Source organism: Streptomyces sp. NPDC030809 (genome assembly GCF_055572195.1).
Genome location: NZ_JBVIDV010000019.1, coordinates 52,089 through 70,995, shown reverse-complemented (window position 1 = coordinate 70,995; position 18,907 = coordinate 52,089). Strand labels below are relative to the sequence as shown.

Sequence of the window (18,907 nt, the reverse complement as noted above, 5' to 3'; positions counted from 1 at the left end):
GGTGGTCCCCTCGGAACGGGCGCGCGGTGGCGCGGTGTCAGCGGCGCGGGGCGCCGTCGCCCAGGCACAGCCCGGCGACGGTGCTCTGCAGCAGGGTGTGGACGAACAGCAGCTCGGCCCCGCCGCCGGTGACGGCGGCGATGCGGTGCGGGGTGAGCGAGTCGAAGTGGGCGCTGTCCCCCGGCTCCAGCCGGTACTCGGTGTCCCCGAGGTGCAGCCGCAGCCCGCCCTTGAGCACGTACAGCCACTCCTCGCCCGGGTGGACGCGGACCAGCTCCCCCTGGCTGCGGCCGTACGGGACGTGCACGCGCAGCGCCTGCATGCCGCGGCCGGAGCCGCCGGCCTGCCAGTAGGTCCAGCCGTCGGCCTCCCGGGCGCCCGCCCCGCCGCCGCGGACGACGGGATCCGCGGCCGGAAGCGTTTCGCCCAGCAGTTCGGATACCGTCGTACCGTAGGCGCGGGCGAGACCGAGCAGCATCGGCAGCGAGGGCTGGCGGCGGCCGGTCTCCAGGCGCGACAGGTGCGCCGGGGAGAGCCGGGCCCGGGCGGCCGCGGCCTCCAGGGTCAGCCCGGTGCGGCGGCGCAGTTCGCGCAGCTGCGGGGCCACCGCGGGAAGCCCGTCGGCATCCTGGCCGGATGCCGTTCCGGTGCCGGACTCGGGGTCGGTGTTCATGACCCGATTCAGCCAGAGCCTTGCCCGAGTGGCAAGCTCCTTTGCCCCGGAGGCAAAGCGGCGGTGCGGGCCGCCCTCCCCCGCGGTCTGGCGGTGCGGTGCGGACGGTCCCGGCAGGTAGGTTTCAGGCCATGCGAAAGCGATGGATCTGCGCACTCGTCCCCGCCGCCGCCCTGGCGCTCACCTCCTGCGGCGGGCCCTCCGGGTCCACCGCCCCGGCCTCGGGCACCACGGCCCCGGCGGCCACCCCCTCCGGCACCCCCTCGGGCGCGGCCGCGCTCGACGGCAAGGCCCTGGTCGAGGCGTCCTTCGCCGCGTACGGGCGGGCCTCCTCCGTCACGGTGACCACAGCGGGACGCCCCGCCTCCCGCGACCGCCCGCAACTGACCGTGCAGACCGACCGCCGGGGCAACTGCCTGGCCCGCACCGACTACGGCAGCGGCGGCACGGCGGAGGCGGGCACCGCGCAGGGCGTGGTCTGGGCGAAGGCCGACGCGGCGCTCCTCGGGCACGGCCACGAGGCGCCCGGCACGGCAGCGGCCGCGCAGCGGTACGCCGGCACCTACCTCGCCGAGCCGATCGCGCTGAACGGCGGCGCGGCCTTCAACGTCGTCGCGGCCCCCTGCCAGGCCCTCCAGATGTTCCGCAACCAGCAGCTGCGCTACGGCTCGCAGGCCACGTACACCAAGCGCGCCGCGACCACGGTGGCCGGGGTGCGCGCCGTCCCGGTCGACATCGCGTCGGGTTCCGAGCCGATGGGGACCGTGTACGTGGCCCTGGACGGCAAGCCCTATCCCGTGCGCGTCACGGACCCGGACGGCGGCCGCCAGGACTTCACGGCGTACGACGCCCCGGTGCGGGTGCGGCCGCCGGCCCCCGGGGACCGGGTGTCCCCGCAGACGGTGGGAGAGGCCCTCGGGGTGCCCCGCAACGAGGTCTGGGTCATCGGCCTCAACTGACGGCGGACCGGCACGGCCGGGCGGTCGCATTCCGGCCGCGATCCGGCCGGAACCGGTCGCCCCGGCCGGACGGCCGGCGACCCCGCCCGTTCCCGGAGACTTCGACCCCCCTTCGCGCGGCCGCCATCTGTACGACCGCGAATCCGGCGAATCCGCTGCCGCCCCGCCCGGCCCTCCAATTCGAGCACACGTTCGGACGGCGGCGTACGATGGGCCCATGCACGCATCCCTCCAGGGCTCCCTCTTCGACCAGGACGACGAGATCCGCCTCGGCCCCCTCGCCGGGCTGGTCCGCACCGAGCTCGGCGACGGCGCGTGGATCGACCTGCTCCCCGGCTGGCTGAGCGGGGCCGACGCACTGTTCGAGGAGCTGGCCGCGGGTGTGCCCTGGCGGGCCGAGCGGCGGCGGATGTACGAGCGCGAGGTGGACGTGCCCCGGCTGCTCGCCTTCTACGGGGCCGGGGACGCGCTGCCGCACCCGGTGCTCACACAGGCCCGGGAGGAGCTCTCCCGGCACTACGCGGCCGAGCTGGGCGAGCCCTTCGTCACCGCCGGCCTGTGCTTCTACCGCGACGGCAGGGACAGCGTGGCCTGGCACGGCGACCGCAACGGCCGCTCGTCCCGCGAGGACACCATGATCGCGATCCTGTCCGTGGGCGACCCCCGCGACCTGGCCCTGCGGCCCCGCGGGGGCGGCGCCGCGGCCCTGCGCCTGCCGCTGGGCCACGGGGACCTGGTGGTGATGGGCGGCTCCTGCCAGCGCACCTGGGAGCACGCGGTGCCGAAGTCCGCCCGGGCGGTCGGGCCCCGGATCAGCATCCAGTTCCGGACCCGCGGGGTCTCCTGAGCCCGGGCCCGCCCGCCGCCCCGGGGCGCTTCCGGCAGGTCCCGGCGGCTTCCGGCAGGTCCCGACGGGTTCCGGCGGGTTCCCGGCCGGGCATGGCCGACCCGGCCCCTGCCGGGCCACACTGGGTGCGGGGGGTACGAGACCGGAGGCCGCCGTGAGCACACCTTCTCCCACCCGCATCGCCGCCGTGCTGTCCGCAGAACACCGCGGCCGTCTGATGTCGCTCGCCCGCGAGGTCCGCTTCGCCGAGGGCGACCGCATCTTCGCCGAGGGCGCCCGGGCGGAGGCCTTCTGGATCGTGCGCTCCGGCACGGTCACGCTGGAGATACCGGTGCCCGGGCGACGCCCGGCCGAGATCGAGAGCCTGGGACCGGGCGAGCTCATCGGCTGGTCCTGGCTCTTCCCGCCGTACATATGGCAGTTGACCGCCGAGGCGATGACCCCGGTGCGGGCGTACGAGTTCGACGCGACCGCGGTGCGGATGCAGATGGACGCCGATCCGGCCTTCGGATCGGCACTCGGGCACTGGGTCGGCCGGATCCTGGCCCAGCGGCTGCACCAGACCAGGACCCGGCTCATCGACCTGTACGCCCCGCACCTCAGCCGGTCCGGCTGAGGCCTCCCGGCCTCACCACAGGGCGGGCCGCCGGGCCGCCCACGGCCGGGCCGCCTCCAGCTGGGCGGACAGCGAGATCAGCGTGCTCTCGTCCCCGTAGCGGCCGCCGAGCATGATCCCGACCGGCAGCTCCTCGTCCGTCCAGTGCAGCGGGACGCTGACGGCCGGCTGGCCGGTGGCGTTGTAGAGCGCGGTGTACGGGGTGAAGGCCGCCAGCCCCGCGAACTCCGCGGCCGGGTCCTCGTCGTTGCGCAGCTCCCCGACCAGCGCCGGCAGTTGGGCCAGCGTCGGCGTGAGGATCACGTCGTACGTGCTCAGCAGCGCGTCGGAGACCAGATCGCCCAGGGTCCGGAAGGCGTACAGGGCGCCGGAGAACTCGGTGGCCCCGACCCGGCCGCCGGCCTCGCGCAGGTGGCGGGTGAGCGGCATCAGGAGCTTCTCGTCCACGGGGGCGACCGGCATCAGCGTCGCCATGACCTGCCATACCCGGGTGAAGGAGTCGAGCAGCTGCTCGTCGGCCGGCAGCTCCAGCTCGTCCACGTGGTGCCCCAGCCCGCGCAGCAGGGCCGCGGCGCCGTCGAAGGCGGTCCGGCACTCGGGGTGCAGGGCGACCCCGGGCACGGGCGGCTCCGGCAGCGCCACGATGCGCAGCGTCCCCGGCTCCCGGCGGGCGGCGGCGAGGAAGGTGTCGCCGGGCGGCAGGGAGGGCGCCGCATAGGGGTCCACGGCGGTCGCGGGGCCCGCCATCACGTCGAGCAGGGCGGCCGCGTCCGCCACGGTGCGGGCCAGCGGGCCCTGGGTGGACAGTCCCGTCACGTCGTGCATGACCGGACCGCCCGCCACCCGGCCGCGGCTCGGCTTGATGCCGAACAGGCCGCACACCGAGGCCGGGATGCGGATGGAGCCGCCGCCGTCGGAGGCGTGGGCGACCGGGGCCAGGCCGCCGGCCACCGCGGCCGCGGCCCCGCCGGAGGAGCCGCCCGCCGAGCGGCCCAGGTCCCAGGGGGTGCGGGCGGGCGGCGCCAGGGTGTTCTCGGTGTAGCAGGGCAGCCCGAACTCGGGGGTGTTGGTCTTGCCCAGCATGACGGTTCCGGCCGCGCGCAGCTTCACGACCACGTGGTCGTCGCGGTCCGCCACGTGGTCCGCGTACGCCTGCGAGCCGAGGGTGCAGCGCACCCCGGCCACGAGGTTGAGGTCCTTCACCGGCACCGGGACCCCGTGCAGCGGGTCCAGCGCGCGCCCTTCCCGGCGGGCCGCGAGCGCCTCCCGGCCGGCCTGCGCCGCCTGCTCGCGGGCGAGTTCGGGGGTGACGGTCAGGAAGGCGCCGAGGGTGGCGTCGTGCCGCTCGATGCGGCCGAGGTAGTGCTCGGTCAGCTCCGCGGGCGAGACCGTGCCCGCCTTGATCGCCTCTCCCTGCTCCAGTGCGGTGAGATCGTGCAGCTCGGCCATGTCCGCGTGCCCTTTCGCTCGCCCGGTGGGTACGGCCGATCCTGGCAGTAGCCCCAGGTAACCCACCAGAGGCCACTGGGCCGTTGAGCGGGGACGGGATCGGGCCCGGCGCCGGACGGCGATGGTCTTCGGACGATTCCCTTCTGTGAAGCGGCACTGGTCAGCGCGGTGCGACCTGCCACGATCTGCGCCTATGGCTTCACCTTGAGTGACGGGAATTCACGGTTCGGGTGGGCGACCCGAAGGAGCGTAGGCAAGACTCGCGTCCGATAACCGAAGTCCACAGACAGGAGTGTTCGACATGCGGATCATCACCCGGGGTCTCGGCATCGCGGCGGCCGCCGCACTCGCCCTGGCCGCGGTCCCCGGCTCGGCGGGCGCCGCGCCCAGCGGAGCGGAGAGCCTGTACGCGCCCTCGGCGCTGGTGCTCACCGTCTCCCCGGGCGCACCGGAGGACGGGACCTCGGTCCTGCGTGCAGTGACCCTCACCTGCGCCCCCGCCCCGAGCGGCACGCACCCGGACCCGGCCGGGGCCTGCGCCGAGCTCGACGAGACCGGGGCCGAGCTGGACTTCGTCACCACCGGCGGCACGGGGGCCGCCTGCACCCGGGAGTGGAACCCGTACACGGTGACGGCGGACGGCGTGTGGCAGGGGAAGCGCTTCTCCTACACCCACACCTTCGGGAACCCGTGCACCATGCGCCACGGCAAGGGCACCGTCTTCAACTTCTGAGCCGCACCACGGGATCCGCGACCGGATCCCTGCACCGCCTCCCTGCACCGCATCCACGCACCGGATCCGCACGCCGACCGCGGACCGGGTGCGAGAGGGCCGGCCGGGCACTGCGCCCGGCCGGCCCTCGGCTTTCCCACGGGGCCCGACCCGGACCCTTCTTGGTCTAGACCTTGACAGGTCCAGACCATTTCGCTTCAGTGGCGGCAGGCCGTCGGCTCCGGCGGCAACTCCCCCCACCCCAGGAGCAGTTCCGTGAACCGTGCGCCCCGTCACCGCACCGTCGCCCTGCTGGCCACCGCCGCCACCACGGCTGCGCTCTTCCTCGCGCTCCCCGCGTCCCCCGCCGCCGCGGCCGCCTGCGCCGGCGCGTGGTCGGCGTCCTCCGTCTACACCGGAGGCGCCACCGTCTCGCACTCCGGCCGCAACTGGCAGGCCAAGTGGTGGACCCAGGGCGAGACCCCCGGCACCACCGGCCCCTGGGGGGTGTGGGCCGACCAGGGAAGCTGCGGCAGCACTCCCGACCCGGACCCGCAGCCCTCCGGATTCGTGGTCAGCGAGAGCGTGTTCCACCAGATGTTCCCGAACCGCAGTTCCTTCTACACCTACGCGGGACTCACCGCGGCCCTGTCCGCCTACCCCGGCTTCGCCGGCACCGGCAGCGACACGGTCCGGCGCCAGGAGGCGGCCGCCTTCCTCGCCAACGTGTCGCACGAGACCGGCGGGCTGGTGCACGTGGTGGAGCAGAACACCGCCAACTACCCGCACTACTGCGACACCACGCAGTCCTACGGCTGTCCCGCCGGCCGGGCCGCGTACTACGGCCGCGGGCCCATCCAGCTCAGCTGGAACTTCAACTACAAGGCGGCGGGCGACGCGCTCGGGATCAACCTGCTGGCCGACCCGTACCTCGTCGAGCGGGACTCCGCGGTGGCCTGGAAGACCGCCCTCTGGTACTGGAACACCCAGAACGGGCCGGGCACGATGACCCCGCACGCCGCGATGGTCAACGGCGCCGGGTTCGGGGAGACCATCCGCTCGATCAACGGCTCCCTGGAGTGCAACGGCGGCAACCCGGCCCAGGTGCAGAGCCGCATCGACAGCTACAAGCGCTTCACCCAGCTGCTCGGCGTGGCCCCCGGGGCCAACCTGAGCTGCTGACCGGGACGCCCCGGCCGCGAAGGGCGCGGGCTCCGGTGCGGCGGGTCCGCTGCACCGGAGCCCGCAGCCCGCGGCCCGCGGCCCGCAACCGGGGCCCCGGGCGCACGGCTCAGCGCGGGGAGGCGGCCTCGACGGCCGCCAGCAGCTCCTCGTCGAGGACCACGTCCGCGGCCGCGGCGTTGGCGCGGACCTGCTCGGGCGAGGTGGCGCCGGAGATGACCGAGGCGCAGCCGGGCTGGGCGAGGAGCCAGCCGATCGCCAGCTCCAGCAGGGAGCGGCCGCTCTTCTCGGCGACCGCGGCGAGGGCCTCGACCCGGTCGATGCGGTCCTCGATGTAGCCCGCCTCGTCGTCGTCCGCGAGCCGGGAGTTCGCCGGCACCGGGGCGCCGCGCCGGATCTTGCCGGTCAGCAGGCCGTTGGCGAGGGGGTAGTACGGCAGCACGCCGACCCCGTAGTTCCGCGCGGCGGGCAGGAGTTCGGCCTCCGCGCCGCGGTCGAGCAGGGACCACTCGTTCTGCGCGGAGACGAAGGGGACGGCCCCCGTCTCGCGGGCGGTGTGGGCGGCCTCGGCGAGCTGCCAGCCGCTGAAGTTGGAGTGCCCGATGTAGCGGACCTTGCCCTCGGCGACCAGCTCGGAGAGCGCGGCCAGGGTCTCGGCGAGCGGGGTCGCCGGGTCGTAGCTGTGCAGCTGCAGCAGGTCGATGCGGTCGGTGTCCAGGCGGCGCAGCGATGCCTCGACGGCCCGGCGTATGTACGCGCGGCCGCCCTTCGCCCCGGCGGCCGGACCGTAGCCCATGTCGGCGGAGTCGTAGCCGAACTTGGTGGCGAGCACGACCTCGTCCCGGCGCCCCTTGAGCGCCCGGCCGAGGAACTCCTCGGAGCTGCCGCGCGGGTTGCCGTAGATGTCGGCCCCGTCGAAGAAGGTGATGCCCGCGTCGAGGGCCGCGTCCACGACCTCCGCGGTGGCGCGGGCGTCCAGCCGCCAGCCGAAGTTGTTGCAGCCGAGGCCTACGGCCGAGACGTGCAGTCCGGAGTTGCCGAGAGATGCGTAGCGCATGGGTGGGACGGCTCCGTTCGTTGTCGGTGCCCAGTGGTCGAATTCCGTACGCGCCCAGCCTCGCACGGCGCACCGGTCAGCCGGTCACCCCCGGGTCGAGGAAGCGTCCAGCCTTGATGGTGAGCTGCTCGGCCAGGTAGCGGGGGGCGTCCGGCCGCATCCGGGCGAGGGCCACCAGGGCCGTGATGGCCACGTCGGCGACCTCGGAGTGGACGTCCTCCCAGCTGTGCGAGCGGCCCTTGCGGGGGTTGGTGCCGCGGGCCCCGATGACGGCCTGGGCGGCCTCGCCGAACTCCTCGCCCAGCTTGAGCACCTGGAGCGACCAGCCCTCCTCCGGCGTGAGGCCCAGCTCGGCGCCGTTGGCCTCGAAGGTGTCGGCGAGCGCGCCGATGGTCTTCCAGAGCTGGTCCATGCCTCTCCTGCCGGTCTGCGGACGATCAGGTGCGGGAGACGTACGCTACCGGCGCACCGGAGGGTCCGGGGCCCGGTCCGTGCAGCCGGGACCGGCGGGGGTTGCCGAGCATGCGCGGGGCGAAGGGCCCGGCGCCTCCGGGCAGTCCGGGTTCGGGGGGCGGCAGGCCGAGGCTGTGGCGCAGCCCGGCGAGGGCCGCGTAGACGGGGCCGAGGGCGCCGGGAGCGTCCGGGTGCGCGGTGGCGAGGGCCTGCGCCGTGGTCTCGATGACCTCCAGGGCGTCCTCGGCCGCCTCCCGGCTCCAGCGTCCGGGCCCCGCGGCGTCGTGCAGGTGGCAGGCGGCTTCGGCGGCGTCCGCGGCGCGCTCCCCCACGCCCGGCGCCGCCGCTTCGGGCAACACGTCCATGCCCGGGTCAACGACACCGGGGCCGCGGGGGAACGGCCCGCTGCCGGATCGGCCGGGTCAGGGGCCGGCGACCAGCCAGATGATGGCCACGGTGCGGGTGTCGGGGATGACGCGGTACAGGACGGTGACCACCCCGCCGGTGTCGGCGGCGGGGGCACTGAGCACCCGGCGCAGCTCGGCTCCGGTGACCGGTTCGGCGCTGCTGCCCGCGCGGGGGTCCACCGCGAGCTGCTTCAGGGCCAGGTAGAGGGCTTTGCGTTCACCGGGGGTGAGTTCGGCGACCTCGCGGTTGAGCCGCTCCGGCAGCAGAACGTTCCAGTCGCTCAACGGCCCCCCTCGCCCTGCCGGCCGCCGGGCCCGTCGCCGTAGCCGGGGTCGTAGCCGGACTCGTACGAGGCGTCGAGCGAGGCGAAGAAGTCGTCCATGCCCATGGTCTTCTCGCTGCCGTCGAGCGCGTCGCCGATGGCGGTGGCCACCTCCGGGCTGGTGCGCAGGGCCAGGACGTGCCGGTATTCGGTCAGCACGGCGGGCACGGCGCCCAGCCGGGCACTGTCGAGCCGCGCGTTGAAGACCGCGAGGTCCAGGGGGGAGACCCGGGCGAGGGCGGCGCGTAGCTCCGCGATCGTCGAGGGTCCTTCGTCGGCCCGGATCCGGTAGGGATCGGCGTACGGGCGGGGCGGGGTGCCGGGGGGCTGCGCGCTCATGGTGACCTCCGTCTCGCTTTCCACCGTACGCCGATATCCGGCGGGGTCGAGTCCTGCGGCGGGGGCAATCCCCTCGGGGATCAGCCCAGTTCGAGGCTGGTGACCCCGTAGATGCCGGTGAGGTCCACCGCCGGCGCCGGGCCGGTGTACATCCGGGCGGTCTCGAAGGCGGGCTGCAGGCCGAGTCCGGACAGCAGGGCGCCGGCGGCCGGGTTGGCGTCGGGCACGTCCACGGCGACGGTGCGCTGCGGGGCGCGGCCGGCGAGGGCGTGCAGGAGGGCGGCGGCGGTCCCGGGTGCGTCGGCGTAGAGCGGGCCGATGCGGGAGGCCCCGCTGCACGGGCGGATCACGCCGAGGCCCTCGATGCGGCCCTGGCGCACGGCGGCGATCGCGGTGCGGCCGGGCAGGCCGGTCCAGGCGGCGAGGAAGCCGTCGCGGGCCTCGGGGAAGAAGCGGCGGTCGTATCCGGCCAGCCGGTCGAAGGGCAGGGTGCCGGCGTCGACGAGTGCGAGGCCCTCGGGCAGCGGTGGCGCCTCCTGGGGGACGGGCCCTTCGAAGCGGGAGTTGGTCCAGGCGGAACGGAAGCCGGAGAGGCGGTAGTTGTCCTGCTGTTCGACCACTCCGTCCAGTCCCACGAGCCGTCCTTCGAGGCGGGCCATCCCGGCGCGCCACATCTGGATGCCGTAGCCGCGGCCGCGCACCTCGGGGCGGGCGATGTAGAAGCCGATGAAGCCGAACCCGGTGCCGTAGCGGACGGCGGAGATCGAGGCGACGGGGCGGCCGTCGAGGCGGCCGATGAGGAATCCGGCGGGGTCGGCGACGGCGAACGCTGCGGTGTCGGTGTCGCCGGGGTTCCAGCCCTCCTCGTCGGCCCAGGAGCGCAGCAGCCCCATGTCCTCGTGGCTGGCGGGGGCGATTTCGAACTTCTTGAGCGGTTCCATGCCCCGCGTTGTAGCAGAAATGAGGCGACTTGCGTGCGGAGTGGCCGATTCCCGCCCCTTGCGGCTTCGAACACATCCTACGGACTGGTAACTTCCGCGCGTCGAACCGGTCGGCCGCCTCCTCCGGGGCCGGCCGCGCGCCCGCACGGCGCACCGCACCACCCGTTCCACCTCTCAGGCAAGGAAGCACATTGCACCGCCACCGGCTCCGCCGTTCGTTCCTCCCTGCGCTCGCGCCCGCCCTCGCGCTGACCCTCCTCCCGGCCCTCCCGGCCGCCGCCGACACGGGCACCCCGCACCTCGACGCCGTGGAGCGGGCCCTCCGCCAGGTCTCCCCCGGCCTGGAAGGGCAGGTCTGGCAGCGCACCGCGGGCAACCGCCTCGACGGCACCGCCACCGAGCCCGAGGGCTGGCTGCTGCCGACCCCCGGCTGCTGGGGCGACCCGTCCTGCACGGACCGCCCGGGCACCCGACGGCTGCTCGCCAAGCTCACCGAGAACATCGCCAAGGCCCGGCGGACGGTGGACATCTCCACGCTGGCGCCGTTCCCCGACGGGGCGTTCCAGGACGCGATCGTCGCCGGCCTCAAGGCCTCCGCGGCCGACGGCAACCGCCTCAAGGTCCGCATCCTGGCGGGCGCGGCACCGCTGTACCACATGAACGTCGTGCCTTCGGCGTACCGGGACGAGCTCGTCGCCAGGCTGGGGACCGCCGCCGGGAACGTCACCTTCAACGTGGCCACGATGACCACGTCCAAGACCAGCCTGTCGTGGAACCACTCCAAGCTGGTGGTGGTCGACAACCAGTACGCGGTGACCGGCGGGGTCAACAGCTGGAAGGGCGACTACCTCGACACCGCCCACCCGGTGACGGACGTGGACATGGCCCTGTCCGGCCCGGCCGCCGCCTCCGCAGGCCGCTACCTGGACACGCTGTGGGGCTGGACCTGTGCCAACAAGAACAACTACGCGAGCGTCTGGTTCGCCGCCTCCAACGGCGGGGACTGCATGCCCGCCCTGGAGAGGGAGACCGCGGGCCTGCCCGCCCCCGCACAGGGCGACACCCCCGTGATCGCGGTGGGGGGCCTGGGCGTGGGCATCAGGAGCGTGGACCCGCTCTCGCAGTTCCGCCCGGTCCTGACGACCGCCCCGGACACCAGGTGCGGGCTCGTCGGACTGCCCGACAAGACCAACAACGACCGCGACTACGACACGGTCAACCCGGAGGAGAGCGCCCTGCGCGCGCTGCTCGCGAGCGCGACCGGGCACATCGAGATCTCGCAGCAGGACCTCAACGGCAGCTGCCCGCCGCTGCCCCGCTACGACGTCCGCGTGTACGACACCCTTGCCGCGAAGCTCGCGGCGGGGGTGAAGGTCCGCATCGTGGTCAGCGACCCGGCCAACCGGGGAGGCGTGGGCAGCGCCGGCGGCTACTCGCAGATCAAGTCCCTGTCCGAGATCAGCGACACCCTGCGGGACCGGCTGGGCCGCCTCACCGGCGACCCGGTCAAGGCCCGCGCCGCCATGTGCGCCAACCTGCAGCTGGCCCCGTTCCGGGCCGCCGCCGGCACGAGCGCCTGGGCGGACGGCAGCCCGTACGCGCAGCACCACAAGCTGATCTCGGTGGACGGCGCGGCCTTCTCCATCGGTTCGAAGAACCTCTACCCGGCCTGGCTCCAGGACTTCGGCTACGTCGTGGAGAACCCCGCCGCGGCCGCGCAGCTCGACTCCGGGCTGCTCGCCCCGCAGTGGCAGAACTCCAGGCACGCCGCCACGTTCGACTACGAGCGGGGGGTCTGCCAGGGCTGACGCCCGGGACCGGGTCCGGAACCGGAACCGGTCCCGCAAGGCGGGCGGGGGCGGGCGGCGCGCAGGAGGCGGCCGTCCGCCCCCGCCGTTTCCGGGCCCGCCCCGCCCGTCAGTGGTGGAAGCCGGTGCGGGCGGCGGCGGAGGCCTGGGGGCCCGTCAGCCGGTCCACCGAGCGCCGCAGGTCTCCGGCCAGCAGCACGGCCTGGTCCCGGCTGACCCCGTGGCGGATCAGGATCCGCTGCACGACGGTGGACTCCCGGTCCGCGGGCAGCGGGTACGAGGGGACCTGCCAGCCGCGCAGGCGCAGCTGGTCGGAGAGGTCGTAGAGGCTGAAGCCCGCGCCCTCCGGGTCGGCGAGGGTGTACGAGACGGCCGGCAGACCGCCCCGGCCGTCGTAGAGGAGGGTGAACGGGCCCATGTCCGCGACGAGCCCGGCCAGGTGGCCCGCGGTGTCCGCACAGGCCTGGTGGACCCGGCGGTACCCCTCCCGGCCGAGCCGCAGGAACAGGTAGTACTGGGCGATGATCTCGCCGCCGGGGCGGGAGAAGTTGAGGGCGAAGGTGGGCATGTCCCCGCCCAGGTAGCTGACCCGGAAGACGAGGTCCTCGGGCAGCCGGTCGGCGCAGCGCCAGACCACCCAGCCGACGCCGAGCGGGGCGAGCCCGTACTTGTGGCCGGAGGCGTTGACCGAGACCACCCGCTCCAGGCGGAAGTCCCAGACCACGTCCGGGTGCAGGAACGGGGCCACGAACCCGCCGCTGGCGGCGTCGACGTGGATGGGGATGTCCCAGCCGTGCTCGGCCTGGATCCGGTCGAGGGCCGCGGCGATCTCCGCCACGGGCTCGTAGTCGCAGGTGTAGGTGACGCCGAGGATGGCGACCACGCCGATCGTGTTCTCGTCGGCGTACGCGGCGATCTGATGCGGCCTCAGCCCGGTGGCGCCGGGTTCGAGGGGGATCTGGCGCAGCTCCACGTCGAAGTAGCGCGCGAACTTCTCCCAGCAGACCTGGACCGGGCCGCAGATCAGGTTCGGGCGGTCGGCCGGCCGTCCGGCAGCCCGGCGGGCCTCGCGCCACCGCCACTTGAGGGCGAGGCCGCCGAGCATGGCGGCCTCGCTGGAGCCCGTGGTGGAGCAGCCCGCGGCGGGGGCGCCCTCCTCGTGCGGGGCGTGCCAGAGGTCGGCCAGGATGTTGACGCAGCGCGCCTCGATCTCGGCGGTCTGCGGGTACTCGTCCTTGTCGATCATGTTCTTGTCGATGCACTCGTTCATGAGGCGGTGCACCTCGTCCTCGGACCAGGTGGTGCAGAAGGTCGCGAGGTTCTGTGCCGCATTGCCGTCGAGCAGCAGCTCGTTGCGGATCATCGAGTAGACGATGCCCGGCGGGGCGGGGTGCGCGGGCATCCGGAACTTCGGCAGGACGTGCTCGCTGAGGGCCGAGGCGAAGACGTCCGTGTCGGCGCCCTCGCCGCGCGGGCCACGGGTGGTGTGCAGTGCCATCGTCCGAGTGAATCACCCCATGCCCGACAAGAGCGGGCATTTCACCCCGTGCGGCATGGCTACCGATCCCGCCACCTTTCCGCTGTGAGGGTGGCCACGGTGACGCGCATAGAACAGGATATTTTACTGCTACTCACCGGTAGAACCGAAGGATTTCCCGCCCTTGATGAACAGCCGTCAACGGGCGCGACAAGATCAACAAACTGGTTTTCCACGCAACATATCCCCGGATGTCCGGATCGCAGCGAACCACCCGTTGTTCATTTTTCCGGGCCAGAACCTCACTGATAGTCATCGGTCGCACCATTCGACCGAACAAGGACTGTCATGTCTCAACTCACCCGCCGCCGCGCCCTGATGGCCGGCGCCGGCACCCTCGCCGCGCTCGGAACCGCAGCCGCCGCCCGCGCCGCCGCAGCCGGCGAGCCCGCGCACACCGGCCACGCCGCCGCCCACGGAGCCGACCACTCCGGGCACGGCACGGCCGCCGCTCCCGCCTCCTTCGACGAGGTGTTCCAGGGCCGCCGCATCCAGGGCGCACCCGACCCGCACGCCGGCCACGGGGGCCACCACGGCGTGGGGTACGCCGTGAAGATCGACGGCCGCGAGCTCCACGTGATGCGCAACGCCGACGGCAGCTGGATCAGCGTGGTCAACCACTACGAGACGTTCGCGACCCCGCGGGCGCTGGCCCGCGCCGCCGTGACCGAGCTGCAGGGCGCGGTGCTCGTACCGCTCCAGACCGTCTGAACCACAGGGGACCACCGATGACCATACGCAAGAACCAGGCCGCCCTCACCGCCGACGAGAAGGCCCGCTTCGTCAACGCCGTGCTCGAACTCAAGCGCACCGGCAAGTACGACGCGTTCGTCACCACGCACAACGGCTTCATCATGTCGGACACCGACACCAGCGACCGGGTCGGCCACCGCTCCCCGTCCTTCCTGCCCTGGCACCGCCGCTTCCTCCTGGAGTTCGAGCAGGCCCTCCAGGCCGTGGACTCCTCCGTGGCCCTCCCCTACTGGGACTGGACCGCGGACCGCACCTCCCGCTCCTCCCTGTGGGCCCCCGACTTCCTCGGCGGCACCGGGCGCGCCCGCGACGGCCAGGTCATCGACGGCCCGTTCGCCTACGCCAACGGCAAGTGGGAGATCAACGTCCGTGTGGACGGCCGCAATTACCTGCGCCGCCAGCTCGGCACCTCCGTGGCCCAGCTGCCGACGCGCGCCGAGGTGGACGGCGTGCTCGCCATGAGCGTGTACGACGCCGCGCCCTGGAACAGCTCCTCCAGCGGGTTCCGCAACAACCTGGAGGGCTGGCGCGGGGTCAACCTCCACAACCGGGTGCACGTGTGGGTCGGCGGGCAGATGGCCACCGGCGTCTCCCCCAACGACCCGGTGTTCTGGCTGCACCACGCCTTCATCGACAAGCTGTGGGCCGACTGGCAGAAGCTGCACCCGCAGTCCGGCTACCTGCCCGCGGCCGGCACGGCCAACGTGGTCGACCTGAACGACACCATGCGGCCGTGGAACAACGTCACCCCGGCGGACATGCTCGACCACACGAAGTTCTACACCTTCGACACGGCCGCCTGAGCCGGCTCACGCACCCGGGCCCGGCACCCAGCGGTAGTGCAGCTCGGGGCGGCCCACCTGGCCGTAGCGCGGGGTGCGCACGGCGCGGTCCGTGTCCACCAGGTGCTCCAGGTAGCGCCGGGCCGTGATCCGCGAGATGCCGGCCGCTTCGGCGGCCGCGGCGGCGGTGGTCCCGTCCGGGGCCGTACGCAGGATCCCCGCCACCCGGTCCAGCGTGGGGGCGCTGAGACCCTTGGGAAGGGCGGCCGGCCGGGGTACCCGCAGGGCTTCGAGGGCGCGGTCCACGTCGTCCTGACCGCCCGCCTCCCCGGCGGCCGTACGGAACTGCGCGTACCGCAGCAGCCGGTCGCGCAGGGTGGGGAACGCGAACGGCTTCAGCACGTACTGCACCACGCCGAGGGAGACGCTCTCCCGCACCACGGCGAGGTCGCGCGCCGAGGTCACCGCGATCACGTCCACCCGCTGCCCGGCGGCACGCAGGGCGCGGGCCAGGCCCAGCCCGTGCCCGTCGGGCAGGTACAGGTCGAGCAGCAGCAGGTCCACGGGGGTCCGCTCCAGTGCCCTGCGGGCCTCGGCCACCGAGTGGACCGTGCCGGCGACGGCGAACCCGGGCACCCGCCCGACGTAGAGGGCGTGGGCGGCGGCCGCGACGGGGTCGTCCTCCACGACGAGCACGCGCACCGGCGGAGCGGCGGTCATACCGGCCGCTCCGCAGCGCGCGGCACGGCCGGCGGCTGCCCGGGCAGGGGCAGCCGCACGGTGAACTCGGCGCCGCCGCCCGCCGGTTCGGCCACCGTCACGGTCCCGCCGTGGCGGTGCGCCGTCTGGCGGACCAGGGCCAGGCCGAGGCCGCGGCCGGGGCCCTTGCCGGACCAGCCGCGCGCGAACACGTCGGCCCCGGCGGGCAGCCCCGGCCCGTTGTCGGCCACGGTCAGCTCCAGGGCGTCCGGACCGCCGCGCGCGGTCACCGCCACCCGGGCCCCGGGGGTTCCGGTGACCGCGTCCACGGCGTTGTCGATGAGGTTTCCGAGGACCGTGACCAGGTCCCGGGCGGGGAGCACCGCGGGCAGCGCACTGTCCGGGGTGACCAGGAGCTCCACCCCGCGCTCGTGGGCCTGGGCGGCCTTGCCGAGCAGCAGGGCGGCGAGCACCGGCTCGTCGACCGCCGTCACCACCTGGTCGGTGAGGGCCTGGGCGAGCTCCAGCTCGGCGGTGGCGAACTCCACCGCCTCCTCGGTGCGGCCCAGTTCGATGAGGGAGACCACCGTGTGCAGGCGGTTGGCCGCCTCGTGCGCCTGGGAGCGCAGTGCCCGGGTGAACCCGCGCTCGTGGTCCAGCTCCCCGGTGAGGGCCTGGAGTTCGGTGTGGTCGCGCAGGGTGACGACGGTGCCGCGGCGGCCCCCGCCGGCGACCGGGGAGGTGTTCACCACCAGGACCCGGTCCGCCGTCAGGTGCACCTCGTCCACGCGGGGCCCGTCGGCGAGCAGCGCCCCGGTCAGCGGTGCGGGCAGGCCGAGTTCGCCGGGATTGCGCCCGAGCGCCTCCCCCTCGGTGCCGAGCAGGGCGCGGGCGCCGTCGTTGAGGAGCGAGATCCGGCGCCGCCCGTCGAGCATGAGCAGCCCTTCGCGTACGGCGTGCAGGGTGGCCTGGTGGTAGTCGTGCATCCGGCTCAGCTCGGCGGCGTTCATCCCGTGGGTGTGGCGGCGCAGCCGCGCGTTGATCACGTACGTGCCGAGCCCTCCCAGGGCCAGCGCCCCGGCCGCGACCCAGGCGAGGGCGGCGAGCCGGCGGCCGAGCCGCTCGCTGACGGACTGCACCGTGATCCCCGCGCTGACCAGGGCGGTGATCCGGCCGCCGTCGACGACGGGGGTGACCACGCGGATGGAGGGGCCGAGGGTCCCGGTGTACGTCTCGCTGAAGGTGCGGCCGCGCAGGGCCGGGGCGGTGTTGCCGAGGAAGCGCTCGCCGATCCGCCGCGGGTCGGGATGGGTCCAGCGCACCCCCGACGGAGCCATGATCGTCACGAAGTCCACCCCGGCGTCCCTGCGGACCCGCTCCGCGTACGGCTGGAGCGCCGCCGACGGATCGGGGCCGCGGACGGCCGCCCGGACCGAGGGCGAGTCCGCGACCGCCCGGGCCACCGCGCCGGCCTGCCGCTCGGCGGCCTCCACGGCCTGGTCCCGCGCCGTGGTGTAGCCGAAGAGGGCGCAGACCGCGACCACGACCGCGACCAGCACGGCCTGCATCACGAAGAGCTGGCCGGCCAGGCTGCGCGGGCGGGGGACGCGGAACATGACGCTCAGTGTGCACCGCCCGGTGAACTCAATGAACGCAAGGGTGACCGGGGTCACAGGGTGGAGGACAGTCTTCGGGACCCCTCCGGGGGCGGGACCGCTCCGGTCCCTTCCCGTCCGACGGGACCCGTCCCCCCTTCCTCCCCCGACGGGTCCCGTCCCCCCTTCGCCCATCAGGGAGCCCACCGTGTCCGTACTCCGGGAGCGCAGCGCCGGCCGCCGGGACAGAACCCACTACCTCTACCTCGCGGTGATCGCCGCGGTCGTGCTCGGCATCGCCACCGGGTTCGCCGCGCCCGGGGTGGCCGTCGAGCTGAAGCCGCTCGGCACCGGTTTCGTCGGCCTGATCAAGATGATGATCTCGCCGGTGATCTTCTGCACGATCGTGCTGGGCATCGGCTCGGTCCGCAAGGCGGCCAAGGTCGGCGCCGTGGGCGGTCTGGCCCTCGGCTACTTCCTGGTGATGTCCACGGTGGCCCTCGCCATCGGCCTGCTGGTGGGGAACCTGCTGGAGCCCGGCAGCGGGCTCCAGCTGACGGACGCCGTACGCGAGGCCGGGGCCGCGCAGGCGAAGACCGGTGCGGCGGAGTCCACCGCCGACTTCCTGCTGGGCATCGTCCCGACCACCCTGGTGTCCGCCTTCACCGAGGGCGAGGTGCTCCAGACCCTGCTGGTGGCGCTGCTGTGCGGGTTCGCGCTCCAGGCGCTGGGGTCCGCGGGCGAGCCGGTGCTGCGCGGGGTCGGGCACGTGCAGAAGCTGGTGTTCCGCGTGCTCGCCATGATCATGTGGGCGGCGCCGGTGGGCGCGTTCGGGGCCATCGCCGCGGTGGTCGGGGCCACCGGCGCGGCCGCGCTCAAGTCCCTGGCCGTCATCATGATCGGCTTCTACACGGCCTGCCTGCTCTTCGTCTTCGTGGTCCTCGGGACCCTGCTGCGGCTGTGCACCGGCATCAGCGTGTTCGCCCTGCTGAAGTACCTGGGGCGGGAGTTCCTGCTGATCCTGTCCACCTCCTCGTCCGAGTCGGCGCTGCCGCGGCTGATCGCGAAGATGGAGCACCTGGGCGTCTCCCGCCCGGTCACCGGCATCACCGTTCCGACGGGCTACTCCTTCAACCTGGACGGCACGGCCATCTACCTGACGATGGCCTCGCTGTTCGTCGCCGAGGCCATGGGCAACCCGCTGGCCCTCGGCGAGCAGATCTCCCTGCTGCTGTTCATGATCGTGGCCTCGAAGGGCGCGGCGGGCGTGACCGGTGCGGGTCTGGCCACGCTGGCGGGCGGGCTCCAGTCGCACCGGCCGGAGCTGGTGGACGGGGTGGGCCTGATCGTGGGCATCGACCGGTTCATGAGCGAGGCGCGGGCCCTGACCAACTTCGCGGGCAACGCGGTGGCCACCGTGCTGATCGGCACCTGGACCAAGGAGTTCGACCGGGAGCGGGCCGCCGAGGTGCTGGCCGGCCGGCTGCCCTTCGACGAGGCGACCCTCGTGGACGACCACGGGCACGGGTTCCCGGCCGGGGCCGGGCCCGGGGCGGAGACCGGGGCCGACGGCGAGGCCGTAGCTGCGGCCGGGACCGGGGCCGCCGGCGGCACCGCCGGGGAGCGGGCCGGGCTGCCGGAGCAGCGGCCGGTCGGCTGACCGCGGTCCACGCCCGCCGGGAGTGGGGGGGACCACCCCGGGGGCGGGACGCTGCCTACCCCCCAAAACAGACACTCCTCCCGTCGACCAACCCCCGTCTTGCGTCTGGGTGGTC

General features: G+C 74.1%; 20 protein-coding genes. 9 read left to right on the top strand and 11 right to left on the bottom strand.

All coding sequences use genetic code 11. The features are described 5' to 3' along the window. Positions 1–37 precede the first annotated feature (37 nt). Positions 38–673 carry a helix-turn-helix domain-containing protein gene (locus ACZ407_RS24310; RefSeq protein WP_468131596.1) on the bottom strand — a complete coding sequence of 212 codons (636 nt, stop codon included), beginning with the start codon at positions 671–673 and terminating at the stop codon, positions 38–40. Positions 674–804: 131 nt separating this feature from the next. On the opposite strand from ACZ407_RS24310, the gene ACZ407_RS24305 reads away from it, so the two are divergent. From ACZ407_RS24305 to ACZ407_RS24295, 3 genes are all read left to right on the top strand, one after another. Continuing rightward, positions 805–1,632 (top strand): hypothetical protein, encoded by an 828-nt coding sequence (locus ACZ407_RS24305; protein WP_468131594.1) that lies wholly within the window; start codon positions 805–807, stop codon positions 1,630–1,632. A gap of 217 nt (positions 1,633–1,849) precedes the next feature. Next, a complete protein-coding gene (locus ACZ407_RS24300; RefSeq protein ID WP_468131592.1) occupies positions 1,850–2,479 on the top strand; it encodes an alpha-ketoglutarate-dependent dioxygenase AlkB family protein in 630 nt (209 codons plus the stop codon). Between the two features lie 154 nt (positions 2,480–2,633). Further along, on the top strand, positions 2,634–3,095 hold the full coding sequence (locus ACZ407_RS24295) for a Crp/Fnr family transcriptional regulator (RefSeq protein WP_468131590.1): 462 nt from the start codon (positions 2,634–2,636) through the stop codon (positions 3,093–3,095). A 12-nt stretch (positions 3,096–3,107) separates the two neighbouring features. Here the strand turns inward: ACZ407_RS24295 and ACZ407_RS24290 are convergent, their stop codons facing one another. Then, positions 3,108–4,544, bottom strand: coding sequence for an amidase (locus ACZ407_RS24290; RefSeq protein WP_468131588.1), 1,437 nt, complete (start codon positions 4,542–4,544; stop codon positions 3,108–3,110). A gap of 301 nt (positions 4,545–4,845) precedes the next feature. Here ACZ407_RS24290 and ACZ407_RS24285 point away from each other — a divergent pair, with 301 nt between their 5' ends. Next, positions 4,846–5,277, top strand: a complete 432-nt coding sequence (locus tag ACZ407_RS24285; protein WP_468131586.1) for a subtilase-type protease inhibitor — start codon at positions 4,846–4,848, stop codon at positions 5,275–5,277. 255 nt (positions 5,278–5,532) lie between these two features. After that, positions 5,533–6,438 carry a glycoside hydrolase family 19 protein gene (locus ACZ407_RS24280; protein WP_468131584.1) on the top strand — a complete coding sequence of 302 codons (906 nt, stop codon included), beginning with the start codon at positions 5,533–5,535 and terminating at the stop codon, positions 6,436–6,438. Positions 6,439–6,547: 109 nt separating this feature from the next. On the opposite strand, the gene ACZ407_RS24275 is transcribed toward ACZ407_RS24280, so the two are convergent. The 6 genes from ACZ407_RS24275 to ACZ407_RS24250 all read right to left on the bottom strand — a co-directional run bounded on the left by ACZ407_RS24275 (position 6,548) and on the right by ACZ407_RS24250 (position 9,958). Then, positions 6,548–7,495 carry an aldo/keto reductase gene (locus ACZ407_RS24275; protein ID WP_468131582.1) on the bottom strand — a complete coding sequence of 316 codons (948 nt, stop codon included), beginning with the start codon at positions 7,493–7,495 and terminating at the stop codon, positions 6,548–6,550. 76 nt (positions 7,496–7,571) lie between these two features. Beyond that, positions 7,572–7,907: a MazG-like family protein gene (locus ACZ407_RS24270; protein ID WP_468131580.1), complete on the bottom strand. Its 336-nt coding sequence runs from the start codon at positions 7,905–7,907 to the stop codon at positions 7,572–7,574. A 25-nt stretch (positions 7,908–7,932) separates the two neighbouring features. Then, positions 7,933–8,313 (bottom strand): hypothetical protein, encoded by a 381-nt coding sequence (locus tag ACZ407_RS24265; RefSeq protein ID WP_468131578.1) that lies wholly within the window; start codon positions 8,311–8,313, stop codon positions 7,933–7,935. 57 nt (positions 8,314–8,370) lie between these two features. Next, positions 8,371–8,640 carry a hypothetical protein gene (locus ACZ407_RS24260; RefSeq protein WP_468131576.1) on the bottom strand — a complete coding sequence of 90 codons (270 nt, stop codon included), beginning with the start codon at positions 8,638–8,640 and terminating at the stop codon, positions 8,371–8,373. Continuing rightward, entirely contained in the window at positions 8,637–9,017 is a 381-nt protein-coding gene (locus ACZ407_RS24255; RefSeq protein WP_468131574.1) for a hypothetical protein, read from the bottom strand. Before ACZ407_RS24255 ends, ACZ407_RS24260 begins: the two co-directional genes overlap by 4 nt. A gap of 80 nt (positions 9,018–9,097) precedes the next feature. Then, positions 9,098–9,958, bottom strand: coding sequence for a GNAT family N-acetyltransferase (locus ACZ407_RS24250; RefSeq protein WP_468131572.1), 861 nt, complete (start codon positions 9,956–9,958; stop codon positions 9,098–9,100). A gap of 191 nt (positions 9,959–10,149) precedes the next feature. On the opposite strand from ACZ407_RS24250, the gene ACZ407_RS24245 reads away from it, so the two are divergent. After that, positions 10,150–11,766, top strand: a complete 1,617-nt coding sequence (locus tag ACZ407_RS24245; protein WP_468131570.1) for a phospholipase D-like domain-containing protein — start codon at positions 10,150–10,152, stop codon at positions 11,764–11,766. A gap of 109 nt (positions 11,767–11,875) precedes the next feature. Here the strand turns inward: ACZ407_RS24245 and ACZ407_RS24240 are convergent, their stop codons facing one another. After that, entirely contained in the window at positions 11,876–13,264 is a 1,389-nt protein-coding gene (locus ACZ407_RS24240; protein WP_468131568.1) for a glutamate decarboxylase, read from the bottom strand. Positions 13,265–13,591: 327 nt separating this feature from the next. Between ACZ407_RS24240 and melC1 the strand changes: the two genes are divergently transcribed. Continuing rightward, on the top strand, positions 13,592–14,014 hold the full coding sequence (melC1, locus tag ACZ407_RS24235; RefSeq protein WP_468131566.1) for an apotyrosinase chaperone MelC1: 423 nt from the start codon (positions 13,592–13,594) through the stop codon (positions 14,012–14,014). A gap of 17 nt (positions 14,015–14,031) precedes the next feature. Beyond that, positions 14,032–14,859 (top strand): tyrosinase MelC2, encoded by an 828-nt coding sequence (gene melC2, locus ACZ407_RS24230; RefSeq protein ID WP_468131564.1) that lies wholly within the window; start codon positions 14,032–14,034, stop codon positions 14,857–14,859. 6 nt (positions 14,860–14,865) lie between these two features. Here the strand turns inward: melC2 and ACZ407_RS24225 are convergent, their stop codons facing one another. After that, positions 14,866–15,558, bottom strand: coding sequence for a response regulator (locus tag ACZ407_RS24225; protein ID WP_468131562.1), 693 nt, complete (start codon positions 15,556–15,558; stop codon positions 14,866–14,868). Next, the gene (locus ACZ407_RS24220) at positions 15,555–17,153 is read right to left on the bottom strand and encodes a sensor histidine kinase (RefSeq protein ID WP_468131560.1); all 1,599 of its coding nucleotides are present in this window, start codon (positions 17,151–17,153) and stop codon (positions 15,555–15,557) included. The genes ACZ407_RS24225 and ACZ407_RS24220 overlap by 4 nt, the downstream gene beginning before the upstream one ends. A 187-nt stretch (positions 17,154–17,340) precedes the next feature. Here ACZ407_RS24220 and ACZ407_RS24215 point away from each other — a divergent pair, with 187 nt between their 5' ends. Continuing rightward, the gene (locus ACZ407_RS24215) at positions 17,341–18,792 is read left to right on the top strand and encodes a cation:dicarboxylate symporter family transporter (protein WP_468131558.1); all 1,452 of its coding nucleotides are present in this window, start codon (positions 17,341–17,343) and stop codon (positions 18,790–18,792) included. The last annotated feature ends 115 nt before the right edge of the window (positions 18,793–18,907 follow it).